The organism is Photobacterium chitinilyticum (assembly GCF_004104355.1).
GTDB lineage: Bacteria > Pseudomonadota > Gammaproteobacteria > Enterobacterales > Vibrionaceae > Photobacterium > Photobacterium chitinilyticum.
In genome coordinates, this window is record NZ_RJLM01000002.1 from 354,374 (window position 1) to 371,909 (window position 17,536).

Consider the following 17,536-nt stretch of genomic DNA (forward strand, 5'->3'; position numbering starts at 1 on the left):
GTCATGGAAATGACCCCAATTCAATGCCAGCAGGCCAGGTTAGCAAGAGATACCCGCTATGATGGCTTGTTTTTTACCGCAGTGAAAACCACCGGTATCTATTGCCGTTCAATCTGCCCGGCCCCTGCACCAAAAGAAAAAAATGTCGAGTATTTTCCGACGGCTGTTGCGGCAGCCAATGCGGGTTATCGTCCGTGTCTGCGCTGTCGTCCCGACAGTGCTCCGGGTTCCCCTGCTTGGCTGGGGAAAAATGCGACCCTCAATCGGGCATTACGGCTGATTGATGAAGGAGCTCTGACGGAGCAACCGCTTACTCATCTTGCCGATAGGCTGGGGATCACCGAGCGTTATCTTCGCCAGTTGTTTGTGGATGAAGTTGGTCTGTCTCCCAAGTCTTACAGTTTATACCAGCAATGCTTGTTGGCAAAAAAATTGCTGCATGATACCTGCTTACCGGTAACTGACGTTGCGATGGCATGTGGTTTCAATAGCATTCGGCGGTTCAACGACTGCTTTAAACAACAATTTTTCCTGACGCCGTCTCAGATCCGCAAACAGCAAAAGGTAACAGCCGACGCCGGCAAAGGAATTGCCCTATCGCTTGCCTACCGTCCGCCGTATAACTGGGCATACCTGCACCAGTTTTTCGCATCACGCCTAATTCCGGGGCTGGAATGGCTTGATGAGCAAAGCTATGGCCGAACATTTCAGTATGACGAATGTGTAGGCAGATTCACGGCGACTCATCATGAAGAGAAATCTTCTTTTAGGGTTGAGATATATCTGACCGACCTGAAATATCTTCCCCGGGTGATCAAGACGATCCGTCGTTGCCTTGATTTGGATGCAGATTCCTCGCTGATTGAGCAGCAGTTGCAGCAAGCTATGAACGGTGAAGAGCTTGATATGGCCGGTGTTCGTCTGCCGGGGATCTGGAGTCCGTTTGAAGCCGGTATCCGTGCCATTCTCGGTCAGCAGGTATCGGTGAAGGCGGCGCGAAATCTGGTCGGTCGATTTGTTGCCTTTAATCCGAATAACGCCAACGACTATTGCTACTTTCCGGCTCCGGAGCAAGTCAGCCAGTTTGACTTAGATCTGCTTGGTATGCCGCAGCGGCGGCGGGAAACGCTATGGCAGTTCTCGGCGTTTGCCGTAGACAATCCGTTGGATGATGGAAAAAGTTTATTGGCTTTGCCGGGAATTGGCCCTTGGACGGTGGATTATCTGCGGATGCGCGGACTCAGTGATCCTGATATCTTTCTGGTCAGTGATTTAGGTGTGAAAAAAGCACTGGCAATGATCCCTGAACCTATCGATGATTCACTTGCCGCGCCATGGCGCAGTTATTTAACTTTGTATTTATGGAGCACGTTGTCATGAACAACCAACTATTGCAGACGCCGATCGGCTGGTTGAATATCGTCGCAGATAAATCGGCAGTAATAGCCATTGAATTTGATGCCGATCCGGCGGGCAGCGAAGCGCCCAACGCAATTTCCCTGCAGTGTTGTAAGCAATTAGAAGCTTATTTTAATGGAGATATACAAGACTTTGATGTGCCGCTCAAGATGAACGGCACCGACTTTCAGCGCCAGGTTTGGCAGGCTCTCAATAATGTTCCTTATGGCGAAACTTGCTCGTACGCCGATATCGCTAACCGCATTGGTAACCCCAAGGCGGTGAGGGCGGTTGGGGCGGCTAATGGCAAAAACCCAATTCCTATTATCGTACCGTGTCATCGGGTGATTGGTAGTTCCGGAAAACTGACTGGTTATGCAGGTGGGCTGGATCTAAAAGTCTGGCTACTCGAGCATGAAAAGCCACTAAAACCCACCAAAAGATAGGGTCATTTTAGTTTTTCTGGCTGGCCAAATTCGTGCTGTGATAGTGATAATTGTATCAAAAGGTGATGAGGTTAACGGATTGTTAATGTTTTGTGATTGGATCGCCATTCACTGCTTGTAGATGAAATAGTAACAATCTGGCCTGCTCGGTTGTCAGATAATGGTTGATGATCGTGTTTTTTTGAAATAAGCCAAAATTTAAATCTACGCCAAGATGAATTGGAATGTTGAGATCATGTTTCCTTATTGCTAATTTTTTTCTCCACAGGGAAATGTTGGCGAATATGTAAACACGGTACTGAATGGTGAAAAATTCTGCTGTGCTCCGCCAACATAAATAAAAACACAGGTGGAACGGAATATGATATCAAAAATTAGTTGTTATCTTGCTGTAGCGTTAACCATGTTTACCTCTTCGGCTTTTGCCTCGGGTGAGCAAGGTGGGTTTGATAAGGCTGTCGATCACTTTTTTAGCGAATACCTCGGTTGGTTCGCGAACACCATTTTTGCGTCGGTACCTGTCAATGGAGCAAACTTCCCGGTCATTGTTGGCTGGTTGTTTGTTGCGGCCATTATTTTCACGCTGTATTTCGGTTTTGTGCAGTTCAAGCGTTTTGGTTTGGCGGTGAAAATCGTGAAAGGTGACTTTTCTGATCCGGATAACAAGGATCCGGGTCAGGTGTCTCATTTCCAGGCGCTGGCAACAGCACTCTCCGGTACGGTCGGACTTGGTAATATTGCCGGTGTCGGTGCGGCGCTGGCGATTGGTGGTCCGGGTGCAACATTTTGGATGATCCTGTGTGGCCTGTTGGGGATGGCCTCGAAGTTCTGTGAGTGTACTCTTGGGGTTAAGTACCGAAACGAATTGCCAAATGGCGATGTGTCGGGTGGTCCAATGTACTACCTGAGCAAAGGTTTGAAAGAAAGAGGCTTTGGCGGTCTGGGTAAAGGACTGGCTGTGGGCTTCGCCGTGATGACCATCTTGGGTGCGCTGGGTGCCGGTAATATGTTCCAGGGTAACCAGGCCAATGCGATGATTGTACAGACTCTGGACTTGCCTGCAGGCTATGGCTGGGTGACGGGTCTTATTATGGCGGGTATGGTCGGCTCGGTTATCATTGGCGGCATGCCATCGATTGCCCGGGTAACGGGCAAGCTGGTTCCTGCAATGGCCTTGATTTATGTCGGTATGTCGGTGATTGTTCTAACGGTAAATGCCTCGATGATCGGTGATGCATTTGGCCAGATCATTGACGGTGCCTTTACCGGTGCTGGTGTGGCTGGTGGTTTCGTCGGTGCGCTTATCCAAGGTATGAAACGTGCGACTTTCTCGAACGAAGCGGGTGTCGGTTCGGCGGCGATTGCTCATGCGGCAGTAAAAACCAAAGAGCCCGTAACTGAAGGACTGGTTTCTGTTCTGGAACCTTTCATCGATACCGTCGTGATTTGTACCATGACGGCATTGGTTATTACGATTTCGGGGATGAATACTGGCGAGCTAAGCGGTGTAACACTGACAGCGGCGGCGTTTACCCAAACAGCTGACATCTTCCAGTATGTATTGGCAGTAGCGGTTGTAATGTTTGCTTTCTCAACCATGATTTCATGGTCTTACTACGGCCTGAAAGCTTGGACTTACCTGTTTGGCGAAAGCAAGCTGACGGATCTGGTTTATAAAGTTATCTTCTGCTTGTTTGTCGTGGTCGGTGCCAGCGTTAGCTTCGGCGCAGTAATTGACTTCTCTGATGCGGCTATCTTCGCAATGTCTATCTTCAACATCATCGGCTTGTACTTCCTGATGCCGGTAGTGAAGAAAGAACTGCATTCGTTCCTGGCACGTGTCCAGTCGGGCGAAATTAAAGACTACAGCAAAGAAGGTGAGAAGGGGCTGGCTTTCTCTAAGACTGACAACTAAATTCGTCTACTAGACTTTTTAGTCTGCACACGACAGGTCAGCCAATATCATTGGCTGACTTGTTTTTTTTCCCGATAAGCGCGGCCTGCGGTGTTTAGAGTTGCAGATCGATCAGCTCGAACTTTTCAACATCGACCAGTCCTTTTACCGTCATCTTAAGCGACGGGATCACGGGCAGGGCGAGGAAACTCATTTGTACAAAGGGCTCGGCAACCTCAACTCCGATGGTTTGTGCCGCTTGCTTTAGGGCAATGATTTGGTCGGTAATGGCTTCAGAGCTGTCCAGGCTCATTATCCCCCCTAGCGGCAGCTTTAGGTCGGCTGTCACATTATCGTTTTGCACCACACAGTACCCGCCACCAATAGTTAGCAAGTGGTTGATAGCCAGAGCCATGCTGTGTTTGTCGGCACCGATCGCCACGATATTGTGCGAGTCGTGACCGACACTGGTCGCAATCGCACCCTGATTGAGCTCAAATCCTTTTACCAGTCCCATTGCCGGCGGTAGCTGATGGCCATAGCGTTCGACTACAGCCAGCCTGTTGACGCCCTGCTTATCAAATTGCTGGCCGTCAAAACGGCACACAAGATGGTTAGTCAGCAGCTCGTCCTTGACGATTTCGATAACGTGGTAGTCTCCGGTTGTAAGCGGAATGGCCAGCTCGTCTGCTGTTACCGTCTTGTGTTTCATTGTTGGTTGCAAGGGAGGGACAGAAGCGCGTAGCTTGTCTGCGACTGAGCCCGCTAGGTTCAGCTCGTCAACAAACTGCCCGCCGATCACGACCCGCTGGATATCAACATTTCTGAGTGTTTTGACCAGATTGATATCTGCCTTGTAACCCGGTGCTAACAGCCCCAGCCGACGTAGGCCAAAGTGCTGGGCTGCCGACCATGAAGCAACCCGATAGGCTAGATGAGGTTTGATCCAATGGTGTTGGATCAACCGTTTAACCATGTAGTTGATATGGCCTTCTTTGGCAATTTCATGGGGGTTGCGATCGTCGGTACAGAGCAGGCACTGCGGCGAGCTGTAGTCGGTGATCAGCGGAGCCAGTGCATCCAGATTTTTGGCCACCGAGCCCTCACGCATGATCACTGCCATCCCCTTGGCCAGCTTCTCTTTGCCTTCTTGGTAACTGGTAGTCTCGTGGCAGTTTTGGATCCCACTGGCCACGTAGGCGGAGAGTTCACGGCCGCTGAGCAGAGGGCAGTGCCCGTCAATATTGAGCGGATTAAAAGCTGCCAGTTTATCCAACATGTCCGGATTGCCATTGAGGACGGCAGGGTAGTCCATGACTTCAGCCAGCCCCAGAACATGCGGGTGCTCAAGGTAGGCCTTCATTTCTTCCAGGGTGAAGTCGCTACCGTTGATGTCCAGCTCGGCTACGGCCGGTACACAGGAGCTGACCTGGACAAACATGTTCTGTCTCATCATCTCGCTGCAGCGCAGGAACCACTCTATTCCCGGTTTGCCCATTACATTGACGAGCTCATGGGGATCACACACGATGCTGGTGGTGCCGAGCGGCAAGGTGGTGCGTTCGAACTCAAATGGCGTCATGGTCGAGGTTTCGACATGCATGTGGCCGTCGATAAAACCCGGTGTGGCAATCTGGCCGTTGCAGTCGACAGTACGTTTTGCCTGCAATGTGTCGGCTTCCGGGCCAACAGCAACGATGTAGCCTTGATCGATAACGATAGGGCCGGAAGTCACATCTCCGTTGATAAGATCGAGCACCGACAGATTGGTCAATTTTAGATCGGCACTTTTCTCTTTGCGTAGCACGGCGAGCAGACGCAATAATTGCTCCCTGTCGAGCTGCTGGGTGTGTTTGTGTTTTAGGTTCGGCATCCTTTCACTCCTGATTAATGGCTGTCGACGAAGACAAACTTGACGATGAACAGCAGGGCAACAAGGGCCACTCCCGGGTGAATTTCACGCCAGCGGTTGGTACCGGCTTTCATCACGCAGTAGGTAATAAAGCCGGTGGCAATACCTTCTGTGATCGAAAAGCTAAACGGCATCATGACGGTGGTAATAAAGGCCGGAGCGGCTTCGGTCATATCCGTCCAGTTGACTTTCGCCAGCCCCGAGGACATCAGGATCCCGACATAGATCAGCGCACCTGCGACTGCGTAGCCCGGAACCATCGCGGCCAGCGGGGAAAAGAAGATCACCACAATGAATAGCAGCCCGGCGACAATAGCGGTCAATCCGGTTCGGCCACCGACGGCAACACCTGCAGAGCTCTCGATATAGGCGGTGACGGTAGACGTTCCCATATAGGCACCGGTGACCGAAGTAATCGAGTCTGTCATCAGGGCTTGTTTCATTCTAGGGAAACGGCCTCGCTCGTCAGTAATGCCGCACTTCTCGGTCACGCCAATCATGGTACCCGAGCTGTCGAACAGGCTGACCAAGGCGAATGAGAAAATGACACCAGCCAGCGCAATATCGAATGAACCAGCAAGATCGAGCTGGCCGAATGTGCTTTCAATGCTTGGTGGCATGGAGATGATCCCCGTGTACTCGACATCGCCCATCAGTGCGGCAATGGAGGTCACCACCACAATAGAGATCAGTACGGCGGCGTGGATGTTGCGCGAGGACAGGATCACGATGATAAAGAAGCCTAATGCGCCCAATACGCACTGCAGCGAGCTCAGATCGCCGACGGTGATCATGGTTGCCGGGCTAGCGACGACAATACCGGCATTACTCAGCCCGACAAGAGCGATCAGCAGGCCGATCCCGCTAGGAATACCGATCCGCAGGCAGTTTGGGATGTTGCTTAAGATCCAGGAACGGATACCGAGTGCAGACATCAGGGCAAAGCAGATTGCGCCCCAAAAAATAGTACCCATCCCGATCTGCCAGCTGATACCCATGCCGACGACAACAGAAAAGGCGAAAAAAGCATTGAGTCCCATGGCGGGAGCCAGGGCGATAGGCAGGTTGGCGATGAGCCCCATGGCAATACAGCCGATGGCACTGATCATACAGGTTACGACAAAGACGCCGCTGGGATCCATGCCTGCGGCAGACAGTATTTGTGGGTTTACAAACACAATATAAACCATGGTCATAAAGGTAGTGATACCTGCGATGACCTCAGTTGAAGCTGTGGTGTTGTGGGCCGCTAGTTTAAAATAGCGCTCGAGCCAACCATGCTGAGTTTCGGTTTGCGGTTTGGCTGTCGAATCCTTGGGGAGATCGCTAATGGGGGCGCTGCTTTCATTGCTCGGTACGTTCATAAATGATTCCTTTTCCGTCTTCCATCCAGCAGATGAGCACCAGTGGTAACCATGTTGTCCCGAATTATTGTTAAATGATTGTGCTGCAGTTCTCGTATTCAGTAGGGAGATCACTGCCCTAAGGGACTGATATCAAGGTGCTGACGACTTATGATTTTTGGGTTGTATGTTTTTTGATCAGTTCTATTCTAAGGAAGTGGCAGGCTAGGAGGGGGTGATGGAGGTCTCATTTGATTGGGTTAATTATTCCGCAAACGTTGGCTTTTGATGAATACGTAAATAACAACATTGATGCACGTCAAATTCCTCAGTGGAATTTGACATTAAATATGGGAAGTTTGAACAGTCCTTAGTTTTCCTATAGTTAGTTAAGGTCTAATTATAGTAGTGCCTAAATTTTGAGTGGATATGTAGCCTCATGAATGCCCTAACCAAATCTCGTGGTCGTCCGAAACAAGAAGCCGAGCTGCCTAGTAGCCAGCAGGTTATTCTCGATGTTGCCAGACGTTTGTTTATGGAACATTCTTACAATAAAGTCACTACTCGTCGGATAGCGCAGGAAGCCGGAGTTGATGTTGCACTAATCAGTTATTACTTTGAAAGTAAGGCTGGGCTGTACAAGGCTGTATTCGATGATATTTATGCCCCCTTTTTCGACAAACTCAATCAGTTGAAGAAAGCCTCTTCAGACCGAAATACCATTGAAGAGTTGTTTATGACAATTTTTCACTTGGATATAGAACACCCAGAATTGCTGGGTATTATTTATAAGACGCTGGTGCTTAACGATGGCCCGCGCCGTAGCTACATCGATAAATCTATCCTGTCCCACACTGATGCTTTTCATATTAAGATCTTCACGACTTTACAGCAAAAAGGCTTTATTGATCCCAGCCTGGATGTCTCCTTGCTTAAAGACAGCTTCAACGCGCTGGTTATGATGCCTTTTTTCTTCTATCCGTTAAAAAGGGAAGGCCAATCGAAAGAAGAGACTATTGGGTATTTGGAAAGTCTGTACCGACAAAATATCCGGTTGTTTCTTTATGGTTGTGCCGTGGATTAGGGACTACCCGTAAGGAAGGCGTATGACAACTTTAAGCCTTGCCATCAAAAAATGGTTGTTTGATCGTAACAGTGTTATTTTTCTTGCCGATGTCGCACTGTTTGTGTTGATGTTAAATACCTTGCCGTTTGAGCCCGACGTTGTTGTTGGCCTCAGCCTGTTAACTTTCATTGCTATCCTGTGGCTGACAGAAGCTATTCATGTGAGTATCACCGCTGTGTTGGTTCCCCTGCTTGCTGTCTGGCTGGGGATATTCGACACCCCTCAGGCACTGGGTAACTTCGCGAATCCGATCATCTTTCTTTTTCTTGGTGGCTTTGCGCTGGCTGCTGCCATGCACCGCCAGGAACTGGATAAAGCCATCGCTGACAAAGTTCTGTTGTTGGCCAAAGGCCATATGACCGTCGCTGTCTTGATGCTGTTCGGGGTAACCGCTGTTCTTTCTATGTGGATCAGCAACACGGCAACAACGGCGATGATGTTGCCTCTGGTGCTGGGCATACTCAACAAAGTCGATGCCAAGCGAGAGCATGGAACCTACGTTTTTGTTCTGCTCGGGATTGCTTATTGCGCGAGTATCGGTGGCATCGCCACGATCGTCGGTAGTCCGCCGAATGCAATAGCGGCAACTGAAGTCGGATTGAGTTTTACAGAGTGGATGGCGCTGGGCCTGCCGGTCACACTGGTTCTGTTGCCTCTGGTGGTTGCTCTGCTCTATCTGATGCTAAGGCCGAACCTGAAGTACACGTTTGAGATCACCCATGAACCGGTCAAGTGGGACAATGCGAAACTGACCACCTTGGTTATTTTTGGCATTACCGTATTCATGTGGATATTTAGCAAGCCGCTCAATGCTTTCCTTGGTGGATTTAGCAAGTTTGATAGCCTGGTTGCAATGACCGCTATCGTGATGCTGGGCATTTCTCGGGTTGTTGAATGGAAAGATATAGATAAAACAACCGATTGGGGTGTATTGCTACTGTTCGGGGGCGGGATCTGCCTGAGCAATGTACTCAAGGCTACCGGTGCCAGTGTCTTTCTGGCTCACAGTTTGAGCGGGCTGCTTGAGCAAGCCGGTCTGTTTTTTGTGTTTCTGATTGTGGTTGCTTTCGTGGTGTTTCTGACAGAGTTTGCCAGCAATACCGCAAGCGCTGCGTTGTTGGTGCCGATCTTTGTCTCTATCGCCGAGGTTTTAGGAATATCACCGGTGATCCTGTCGGTACTGATCGGCGTTGCTGCTTCTTGCGCCTTTATGTTGCCTGTGGCCACCCCGCCCAATGCTATCGTGTTCGGCTCGGGCCATATTAAACAGCGCGAAATGATGAAAGTCGGGGTGATTGTCAATATTGTCTGTATTGTCACTCTTGCTATCTTTGCCTGGTTGTTCTGGCGGTAGCCGCTTCCATTCCATATCCTTGTATTGCAAATACACAACAAACAAAAAGGCCGCCACACGGCGACCTTAGTACTTCATTCCCTGAAGATTGGCGGGATTTTCTATAAATCCCGTTGGCTGTGCTAGAAGATAAACCATAGCCAATGGTTAGCTATTGTTAGTGAGTGTATAGGTGCTTTTTTCCAAAGCTTTTAAGCGCAATTTGGTGGCATGCTGGGTAGATACTGGCTCGTCACGATCACGTTGTACAAATGGTTCGGCGTTGCGTGTAGGTGGCGTTAAAGCTTGTATGCGTAGTTCGGTAGCATGTCGTGTTGAGACTGGCTCATCTCGATCAACAAACTGTAGTGGGGCTACTTGTGCTTGAAAAGAAGGCTCACTTTCTAAGGCTTGTAGACGCAACTCTTTAGCCGAGCGGTCAGTGATATGTTGATGATCATTGCCCGGCGCGGCAATGGCAGTCGATGCTGAAACCAATAGTAATGTAGATAGAGCAACTGTTTTAATAGACATAATATTCACCTTTCGAATAACTAAACTAAACTGTTTCGTTTTATTTGTTGTTAAGGTTAGCTCACAAAAAATATAAGTCAAGACTTTTAATACGAAACAGTTTAGTTTACTTTTTAGGTATAGAGTTATAGGGAGACAGAAGATGAGCAGGAAAGACGAGAAGATACAAAAAATACTTGAGGTGACGGCGGAGCTTTGTATCCGTAACGGTTATCAAGGGACGAGTATGGATGAGCTTACGTCAAAAACAGGTTTCTCCAAAGCAACGATATACCGTTACTTCAAGTCAAAAGAGTGCTTGATCGCAGCAACTCTCGGTCATTATTCGAAGATGCATACAAAGGCGCTGATAGCGCTGATTAATGATACGGAGCTCTCGTTGCAAGAAAAAATAGACCAGCGGTTTGAGAAACTTCGCCAATTGGTGATGGATAAGCAGTTTTACGGCTGTTACTTCCAGCTGGCCTATAGCGAGTTTTGCAACAAAGATGAAGATATTACCTCGATTTGCACTCAATATAGCCACGATCGGGTCGAGCTGATCGCTAAGATGCTAGATCAGCATGAGGTTGAAGATGCGCAAATGAGGGCAACTAAAGCTGAGCTGGTTTTCAGTGGTCTGATTGCGACTTTGCCTATAAGTAAAGACACTAAGCTTATTGATATTGCAAAAGAAATGTATCTAAAGGAGATATTTTCAGCACATTAACTGACAGGCTTGTACGGCGCGTATAGACGTTCCGTACGTTTGGGTTGTTAGTACTCTCAACATTATCCGCGAACCAAAAATACCGATACATCTGCATGGTCTGAAATGTAGTTCCCGTGGTTGGCAAAAATATAGTCACTGACATCGGGAATATGGGTTGCCATAACAACGAGGTCTGCGCCTAACTCATCAATAGAATCTAGCAGCTTATCGTTGAGATCTGCGGTAGGGTCAACACTGAAGATTGGGTGGCTTTCGGCATGAATACCGTGTTGATTAGATTGCTCTTGGGTGAAGAGAGCGAGCTTGGCTGTATACTCTTCAGGATTGCGAGAAATTTCTGTTGGCGCTGCTAACGATACTCCGACAAAGACAACCTTGGATTTATACGTTTTTGCAAGATTACCGACCACATTCAGTGACTTTTTAAGCTGTTCTTCATGCCTTAAGTCTACGGGCACCATGATTTTGCTAAACATAACCCACCTCTCCGACCATGATTGATAACCTACTGCATAGTTTAATGTATCTGGTGGAATGCGCGAGCTTTCTGGTTACTGCACAGATTGGAACTTTTGTTAATCCTCACTCAGGTGGCGGTAAGATCAATGCAGTGGCTCGGGACGATCGGGTATTGTTGATTGATATTGATGATTACCGTGTTGCTAGTACACAGTTAGGAGTTACCATGATTATTGAACCTGTTGTGAAAGGGGTCGTTGCACGCTCTGCGCATCCGTATGGCTGCCAGCAGGCGATTCGAAACCAGATCAACTATGTCAGCTCGGCTGAGCCTATTGTCGGTGGACCGAAGAAAGTTCTCATTCTTGGTGCCTCCTCTGGCTTTGGTCTTGCTTCACGTATCTCACTGGCTTTTGGCGGTTCTAATGCCGACACCGTTGGGGTGTCTTTTGAACGCGGACCAAGTGAGAAAGGGATCGGGACTGCCGGTTGGTACAACAATATTTTCTTTCGTGAAGAAGCTGAAAATAACGGCCTGATTGGCAAGAACTTTGTCGGTGATGCCTTTTCGGTACAGATGCGTCAGCAGGTTATTGACTACATCAAGGCGGAATTTGGCGGGAAGCTTGATTTGGTCGTCTATAGTCTGGCAACGGGCGTCCGCCCTGATCCTGAGACCGGGGAACTGTGGCGATCTTCGATTAAGACCATTGGTGAACCTGTGACAGGACCGACAATTAACATCGAAACCGACACCATGGAGCTGATGACAATTGAAACGGCGACAGAAGAAGAAATTGAAGCGACGAAAAAGGTGATGGGCGGCGAGGATTGGGCAAGCTGGATAGATATTCTCTCGGAGGCCGGTGTACTGGCCGAAGGCTGCAAAACAGTGGCTTATTCCTATATTGGCCCTGAAGCGACCCATCCTATTTATCACCGGGGAACATTGGGTAGGGCGAAAACCCATCTCCATGCAACCGGCGATCAGCTTAATGACAAAATGGCGCAGATTGGCGGCGAGGCCTATGTCTCGGTGTGCAAGGCGTTGGTGACCAAGGCGAGCGTCTTTATTCCTGCATTTTCACCTTACATTTTGGCCTTGTTCAAGGTAATGAAAGAGAAAGGGCTGCATGAAGGGTGTATAGAGCAGATGCAGCGCCTGTTTTCCCAACGTCTTTACGGCCAGGAAAAATGTGTTCCTGTTGATAGGCAGCGCTTGATCCGTGTTGATGACTGGGAGCTGGACGAGGATGTGCAGCAGCAGGTAAGCCAACTGATGGCCCAGATCACGCCGGAGAACTTTACCACGGTGGGGGACTACCAAAGGTATAAAACGGACTTTATGCAGTTGAATGGTTTTTGGCTGGAAGGCGTCGACTACAAGGCAAGGGTCAATATGGAGACTTTGAAGCAGTTAGCACCATAAACTCGGTAAAGCTTGCCAACGTGATTCGGCATATACAGCAGGCGACAAGATATTCATGAAGTGCCTCGGAAATCGGCAGCACCCTACATGGATAACATGTTTGCGATGACCTACGATTTTCTTGGTGGCTGGGGGGCACAAACCGGTCACCTGACTAATTTGCATGCAACCAAGCGTAGCTGGTGGGGGCAGGGAGCGGATGTTTTCATTGAGCAGATGATCGATCTTGGTGTTCCGGCTGAAAAATTGGTACTTGGCGCGGCGTATTATGGCCGAGGCTGGGAAGGTACAAAGGACTTTGACGGTAAACTTCCGACCGGTAGCTTAGTGTCAGACAAAGGGGCATCGTTTGGTACTGATATCGAGGAGCCTGGTTATTTTATGTACTGGGATCTAAAACGCAACTATACGTCGGAGCAAGGGTATCAGTACGGTTATGATGAAGCCTCCGAGGCTCCATTTCTCTGGCACCCCAAAAAACAGATCTATATCACTTTTGAGGACAAGCGTTCAGTGAAAGCCAAAACAGAATGGGCGAAGGAAAAAGGCCTTGCTGGCGTGTTCACCTGGGAGTTGTCGGGAGACGTCGACGGGGAAATGACGGAAGTCATTCATCAAACGATAAATAACTAGTTACTGCTGATCCGCAAAAGAAATAGTGCCGATAAATACCAAGGCATTGTTGCCTTGGTGTTGCTCCGAAAGATAATCGTTGATCAGGTATCTGAAATCGCGACAACGGGCTTCTTTGGAGTAAAACAACCCTTAACTTAGCTATTGACCATGATAGGCACATGCCGCACTGGTTTTTTAGTTGTGGAGGTATTTTTTTCTATAGTCAGATGCTTTTGCGAAAAGGACTAATGGGAATATGGCTATTAGTAGACCAAACGTAAATATCAACTTTTCTTGTAATAGTAAGAGAGCCATGCTGACAATGATAGACAGCACCATTAAGGCAACAAAAGTGACATGTGTCTTGGGGTGTTTTTGAGAAAAGCGAGCGTATTTTATTACCATCGATAAAAACAAAAAGTTTAGGGTTATATATTATTTAAGCGTCCGCTTTTCAAGAAACTTAACACCCGTTTATCAGACTCAGAAAGGTCGCTATCAGCGGCCTTCCAAATCTTGGGATATAGCATGGCCGTGTCGTATTAGAAATTTCGCTCAATTGACTGTGACATAGCAAACCGTAATTTTTCTTTTAAGGCTTTTTGTTTTTGTAATTGCTTTTCTTCTTTGGTCATTACACTGCAAATCTTTCTTAAAAACGTCATACCAAGAACCTATTTATATGTGGCCATTCATTGCCGCTTAATGGTTTTAAGCAAAAGTCATGCCATATCAAACAAAAAGAACGAGTACATACTGAAACGAGCTTCTTGAAGTCACTTGGGTATAAATTGTTTCTTTTACCGCCAAAGGCTGGTAGTGTCGCAGCCCTTGAGACAGCGTCTAGTACGCTAACTGTATACTGCTGCCAGACGTTCCAGCATCACATAGGATATTTCCCTTGAGCCAGACTGCCTTTTCTACCCTGAATCTGAAACCAGATTTACTGTCAAACCTGTCTTCGCTTGGTTATGAAGCGATGACGCCAATTCAGGCGCAGAGCCTGCCGCATATTCTTGCGGGTAAGGATGTGATTGCACAGGGTAAAACGGGGTCGGGAAAAACGGCGGCTTTTGGTCTGGGCCTGCTTGATCACCTAAATGTGAAGCGTTTCCGTGTCCAGTCTTTGGTACTGTGCCCGACACGTGAGCTGGCGGATCAGGTTGCCAAAGAGATTCGTAAGCTGGCTCGTGCTATTCATAACATCAAGGTACTGACCTTGTGTGGCGGAATGCCGTTTGGTCCACAAATTGGCTCGTTGGAGCACGGTGCACATATTATTGTCGGCACTCCAGGTCGAGTAGAAGAGCACGTTCGCAAAGGCTTTTTGAATCTTGATGACCTGAACATGCTGATCCTCGATGAAGCTGATCGCATGTTGGAAATGGGGTTCCAGGATGCCCTTGATACAATCATCGATGCGGCACCAGAGCGCCGTCAAACGTTGTTGTTCAGCGCAACATATCCGAAGCAGATCGAGTCGATTGCCAAGCGCATTATGCACAAGCCGGTAATGGCAAAGGTTGAATCAACGCACGATAACAGCAGTATCCAGCAGCATTTCTACAAGGTAGACAGCAACGAGGATAGAATGATAGGTCTTCGCCTGTTGCTGTCACAGCATCGCCCTGAGTCGGCGGTGGTGTTCTGTAATACCAAACGTGAAACGCAGGAAGTAGCTGACGATCTCGAGCATTATGGTTTTAGTGCGATTGCCCTGCACGGTGATCTCGAGCAGCGCGAACGTGACCAGACGCTGGTTCGTTTTGCCAACAAGAGTGCTTCTGTACTGGTAGCAACTGATGTGGCAGCCCGCGGTCTGGATATTGACGCGCTGGATGCTGTGATCAACTATCACGTAGCACGTGATACGGAAGTTCACGTACACCGTATTGGTCGTACTGGCCGTGCTGGTAGCAAGGGTATTGCCTGTTCGTTCTTCAGCGACAAAGAGCATTACAAGATTGCCTTGCTGGAAGATTACCTTGATAAAACTATCGAAGGTGAAGAATTGCCTCCGATGCACCTGCTCGATCAGCCGACGCATCGTCCGGCAATGGTGACACTGCAGATTGGTGGTGGCAAGAAGCAAAAAGTACGTCCTGGTGATATTCTTGGCGCTCTAACCGGCGATAACGGCATTGCTGGCAACCAAGTTGGTAAGATCAACGTATTTGACATGTGTGCTTATGTTGCCGTGCATCGCGAAGTTGCCCGTGCTGCACTGAAGAAGCTGGAAAACGGAAAAATGAAAGGTCGCTCGTTCCGCGTGCGTCAAATCCGCGACTAAAAGCCTTTTAAACAGACAAAAGAAAAGCCCGCCTTGATAGTTCAAGGCGGGCTTTTTGCTTTTGGATTTGCGGGTATTGTCTATCTGGTTTTCAACGTATTTTGATGTTGGTCGAGAAAGTTATTAATTTCTTATTCGTCATATAGTTTGCGCAGTATGCTGAGGATAGGTTTCTGGATCGAGCTTGGTTTTTGTGAAAAAGAAGGGGGGAGAGTATTTGAGTGCGTGATGAGAGTAGCACGCCAAAGTGGTTTTATTTTTGCCGTGGCTGAGGTAGCTTGGGTATTACAAGAACGACAACAGCCACGTAGAGTAGAGGGTAAGGATTTGGAAAAGGATGTGTATCTTGTTGACTCGTTTACTTTCAACGGAAAGGGCGGGAACCCGGCTGGTGTAGTGTTCGATGCTGAAGACTTGACCGCGGCGCAAATGCAGAAAATTGCCAGTCAGGTTGGCTATTCGGAAACGGCATTTGTATTGCCAGATCCTGAGTGTGATTTTCATGTGCGCTTTTTTACTCCGACCTCGGAAGTTGATTTTTGTGGTCATGCTACTCTGGCGACGTTTTCTGAACTGTTTAGCCAGGGCGTGATTCAGGCAGGGCTGTATAATCAGCGAACTAAAGCGGGAATTTTGAATGTTGCTGTCTCACCGGATGGTTTTGTCGAGATGGATCAGCAACTGCCTGTTTTTGGTGGTGAACTCGATGTATTCGAAGTTGCCGAGGCTCTAGGCATTCCTGCTGAAGTGATCACCAATACCGGACTTCCGGTTGAAGTGATTTCTACGGGATTGGCCGATGCCATCATTCCGGTTATGCCGGGTACGTTAGACGATATTTACCCCGATAACAGTGTGTTGGCTGAATTTTGCCGAGCCAGGCAGCTGGTGGGGGTGCATCTTTTTGAGTTATGTTCGTGGGCCGACTTTACTGCCCGGTGTCGAAATTTTGCTCCTTTGTTCGGGATCCCCGAAGAATCTGCAACAGGCAGCGCCAGTGGTGCGTTGGCTTGCTACCTCGCCCAGCACCGACCGTTTCTCGGTTATCAGTATGAGTTCGAACAAGGGCGAGCAATGAATCGTAGCTCGTTATTGTCGGCGTCGATTCTGCAGCAATCCGGCTGTATTGAAGCGGTGAAAGTCGGGGGCTATGCCAAACACAAAGGAACTCAGCGTGTAAGCTTTGATAAAGCATTAACGATCAGAAAGATGCGTAAGGAAGATCGCCGTTTGTTGTGTGATCTGGCAGTTGCCGATCACCAGTCTGACTTTGTTCTGCCTATTGCTGATATCTTGGCGAGCCAGAAATCGAATGAAGATTTTCATGTGATATGCCAGGGGTATGCTGAACCTGATAGCACGATCCTCGGTTTCTTCATTCTCGACCATTCTTTTGCGAACCACCCAGAGTTTAGTCAATTTGGTGAACTGGGCTTGCGGGCATACTTTATTGATGCGCGCTATCAGGGTAAGGGCTATGGACGTCTCTCATGCCGCCAGTTGCAGGAGTATGTTGCAGAGCAGTATCCACAGATATCCAACTTGGTATTAACGGTGAATCAACGAAACGTTCCTGCTCGGGCATTGTATCTTTATTGTGGTTTTTTTGACTCTCAAGTGATGTATCTGGATGGACCTGCGGGCCCCCAACACATAATGTATCTACCGTTGTCCTCTTGAATTTAAGGCCGGCTTTTACACTGTAAACTTAGAGCCTAAATTGAACAGCCAACTGATTTCACCTGTTAATTCATCATTATTTCCAGCGCTACACTCTATACGTTGTGTATAGGGTGTAACCCCAGTTGCTTCCCCTTTTATAGCTTGCTTTTTCTTGCCGTGGTTGTTTTCGATAATACCGTTCTGTTTAGCGAAAATTAGGTTCGCTCTCACTTTTTATTATTCCGCATATTAGATTCTTGATAGCGTGATCGGCCAAACAATAAACAAATAAGTAGATATATACACTGCTCAGGTGGTATTTATTGACATAATCAGTATAAGAAAGATAAATATACCATAGAAGTGAATTTTTATTCATGTTG

General features: G+C 48.2%; 15 protein-coding genes and 1 pseudogene. 10 read left to right on the top strand and 6 right to left on the bottom strand.

All coding sequences use genetic code 11. The features are described from left to right. The first annotated feature begins 3 nt into the window (after positions 1-3). The 3 genes from EDI28_RS07700 to EDI28_RS07710 all read left to right on the top strand — a co-directional run bounded on the left by EDI28_RS07700 (position 4) and on the right by EDI28_RS07710 (position 3,759). Entirely contained in the window at positions 4-1,380 is a 1,377-nt protein-coding gene (locus EDI28_RS07700; protein ID WP_128783268.1) for a DNA-3-methyladenine glycosylase 2 family protein, read from the top strand. Further along, positions 1,377-1,844, top strand: coding sequence for a methylated-DNA--[protein]-cysteine S-methyltransferase (locus tag EDI28_RS07705; protein WP_128783269.1), 468 nt, complete (start codon positions 1,377-1,379; stop codon positions 1,842-1,844). The genes EDI28_RS07700 and EDI28_RS07705 overlap by 4 nt, the downstream gene beginning before the upstream one ends. Positions 1,845-2,205: 361 nt before the next feature. Further along, entirely contained in the window at positions 2,206-3,759 is a 1,554-nt protein-coding gene (locus EDI28_RS07710; protein WP_128783270.1) for an alanine/glycine:cation symporter family protein, read from the top strand. A 94-nt stretch (positions 3,760-3,853) separates the two neighbouring features. On the opposite strand, the gene adeD is transcribed toward EDI28_RS07710, so the two are convergent. Beyond that, positions 3,854-5,611: an adenine deaminase gene (adeD, locus tag EDI28_RS07715; protein WP_128783271.1), complete on the bottom strand. Its 1,758-nt coding sequence runs from the start codon at positions 5,609-5,611 to the stop codon at positions 3,854-3,856. A gap of 14 nt (positions 5,612-5,625) precedes the next feature. Further along, on the bottom strand, positions 5,626-7,014 hold the full coding sequence (locus EDI28_RS07720) for an NCS2 family permease (protein WP_128783272.1): 1,389 nt from the start codon (positions 7,012-7,014) through the stop codon (positions 5,626-5,628). Between the two features lie 418 nt (positions 7,015-7,432). Here EDI28_RS07720 and EDI28_RS07725 point away from each other — a divergent pair, with 418 nt between their 5' ends. Both EDI28_RS07725 and EDI28_RS07730 read left to right on the top strand, forming a co-directional pair. Continuing rightward, positions 7,433-8,077 carry a TetR/AcrR family transcriptional regulator gene (locus EDI28_RS07725; protein WP_128783273.1) on the top strand — a complete coding sequence of 215 codons (645 nt, stop codon included), beginning with the start codon at positions 7,433-7,435 and terminating at the stop codon, positions 8,075-8,077. 22 nt (positions 8,078-8,099) lie between these two features. Next, positions 8,100-9,473 carry an SLC13 family permease gene (locus EDI28_RS07730; protein ID WP_128783274.1) on the top strand — a complete coding sequence of 458 codons (1,374 nt, stop codon included), beginning with the start codon at positions 8,100-8,102 and terminating at the stop codon, positions 9,471-9,473. A gap of 147 nt (positions 9,474-9,620) precedes the next feature. Here EDI28_RS07730 and EDI28_RS07735 read toward each other — a convergent pair whose 3' ends face one another. Further along, complete coding sequence (locus EDI28_RS07735; protein WP_128783275.1) at positions 9,621-9,986, bottom strand: hypothetical protein; 366 nt, start codon at positions 9,984-9,986, stop codon at positions 9,621-9,623. Positions 9,987-10,128: 142 nt separating this feature from the next. On the opposite strand from EDI28_RS07735, the gene EDI28_RS07740 reads away from it, so the two are divergent. Next, a complete protein-coding gene (locus tag EDI28_RS07740) occupies positions 10,129-10,695 on the top strand; it encodes a TetR/AcrR family transcriptional regulator (RefSeq protein WP_128783276.1) in 567 nt (188 codons plus the stop codon). Positions 10,696-10,757: 62 nt separating this feature from the next. On the opposite strand, the gene EDI28_RS07745 is transcribed toward EDI28_RS07740, so the two are convergent. Beyond that, on the bottom strand, positions 10,758-11,174 hold the full coding sequence (locus EDI28_RS07745; RefSeq protein WP_128783277.1) for a universal stress protein: 417 nt from the start codon (positions 11,172-11,174) through the stop codon (positions 10,758-10,760). A 209-nt stretch (positions 11,175-11,383) separates the two neighbouring features. Between EDI28_RS07745 and fabV the strand changes: the two genes are divergently transcribed. Both fabV and EDI28_RS07755 read left to right on the top strand, forming a co-directional pair. Then, positions 11,384-12,586 (top strand): enoyl-ACP reductase FabV, encoded by a 1,203-nt coding sequence (gene fabV / locus EDI28_RS07750; RefSeq protein ID WP_128783538.1) that lies wholly within the window; start codon positions 11,384-11,386, stop codon positions 12,584-12,586. A gap of 69 nt (positions 12,587-12,655) precedes the next feature. Further along, positions 12,656-13,219, top strand: a pseudogene (locus tag EDI28_RS07755) (glycoside hydrolase family 18 protein); the annotation flags it as partial. 524 nt (positions 13,220-13,743) lie between these two features. Here EDI28_RS07755 and EDI28_RS27525 read toward each other — a convergent pair. Beyond that, a complete protein-coding gene (locus EDI28_RS27525) occupies positions 13,744-13,866 on the bottom strand; it encodes a hypothetical protein (RefSeq protein WP_267900003.1) in 123 nt (40 codons plus the stop codon). A gap of 236 nt (positions 13,867-14,102) precedes the next feature. Here EDI28_RS27525 and dbpA point away from each other — a divergent pair, with 236 nt between their 5' ends. Continuing rightward, the gene (gene dbpA, locus EDI28_RS07765) at positions 14,103-15,491 is read left to right on the top strand and encodes an ATP-dependent RNA helicase DbpA (protein WP_128783280.1); all 1,389 of its coding nucleotides are present in this window, start codon (positions 14,103-14,105) and stop codon (positions 15,489-15,491) included. Positions 15,492-15,719: 228 nt separating this feature from the next. Then, positions 15,720-17,171 carry a PhzF family phenazine biosynthesis isomerase gene (locus EDI28_RS07770; protein WP_233353309.1) on the top strand — a complete coding sequence of 484 codons (1,452 nt, stop codon included), beginning with the start codon at positions 15,720-15,722 and terminating at the stop codon, positions 17,169-17,171. 15 nt (positions 17,172-17,186) lie between these two features. Here EDI28_RS07770 and EDI28_RS27290 read toward each other — a convergent pair whose 3' ends face one another. Further along, positions 17,187-17,384: a hypothetical protein gene (locus EDI28_RS27290; RefSeq protein WP_128783281.1), complete on the bottom strand. Its 198-nt coding sequence runs from the start codon at positions 17,382-17,384 to the stop codon at positions 17,187-17,189. Positions 17,385-17,536 lie beyond the last annotated feature (152 nt).

Bases quoted from the DNA above. Each gene is read 5' to 3' on its own strand.
- EDI28_RS07725 (WP_128783273.1), top strand. From the start codon at position 7,433: ATGAATGCCCTAACCAAATCTCGTGGTCGTCCGAAACAAGAAGCCGAG.
- EDI28_RS07735 (WP_128783275.1), bottom strand. From the start codon at position 9,986: ATGTCTATTAAAACAGTTGCTCTATCTACATTACTATTGGTTTCAGCA.
- EDI28_RS07705 (WP_128783269.1), top strand. From the start codon at position 1,377: ATGAACAACCAACTATTGCAGACGCCGATCGGCTGGTTGAATATCGTC.
- EDI28_RS27525 (WP_267900003.1), bottom strand. From the start codon at position 13,866: ATGACGTTTTTAAGAAAGATTTGCAGTGTAATGACCAAAGAAGAAAAG.
- EDI28_RS07745 (WP_128783277.1), bottom strand. From the start codon at position 11,174: ATGTTTAGCAAAATCATGGTGCCCGTAGACTTAAGGCATGAAGAACAG.
- EDI28_RS07700 (WP_128783268.1), top strand. From the start codon at position 4: ATGGAAATGACCCCAATTCAATGCCAGCAGGCCAGGTTAGCAAGAGAT.
- EDI28_RS07710 (WP_128783270.1), top strand. From the start codon at position 2,206: ATGATATCAAAAATTAGTTGTTATCTTGCTGTAGCGTTAACCATGTTT.
- EDI28_RS07720 (WP_128783272.1), bottom strand. From the start codon at position 7,014: ATGAACGTACCGAGCAATGAAAGCAGCGCCCCCATTAGCGATCTCCCC.
- EDI28_RS07740 (WP_128783276.1), top strand. From the start codon at position 10,129: ATGAGCAGGAAAGACGAGAAGATACAAAAAATACTTGAGGTGACGGCG.
- fabV (WP_128783538.1), top strand. From the start codon at position 11,384: ATGATTATTGAACCTGTTGTGAAAGGGGTCGTTGCACGCTCTGCGCAT.
- EDI28_RS07770 (WP_233353309.1), top strand. From the start codon at position 15,720: ATGAGAGTAGCACGCCAAAGTGGTTTTATTTTTGCCGTGGCTGAGGTA.
- adeD (WP_128783271.1), bottom strand. From the start codon at position 5,611: ATGCCGAACCTAAAACACAAACACACCCAGCAGCTCGACAGGGAGCAA.
- EDI28_RS07730 (WP_128783274.1), top strand. From the start codon at position 8,100: ATGACAACTTTAAGCCTTGCCATCAAAAAATGGTTGTTTGATCGTAAC.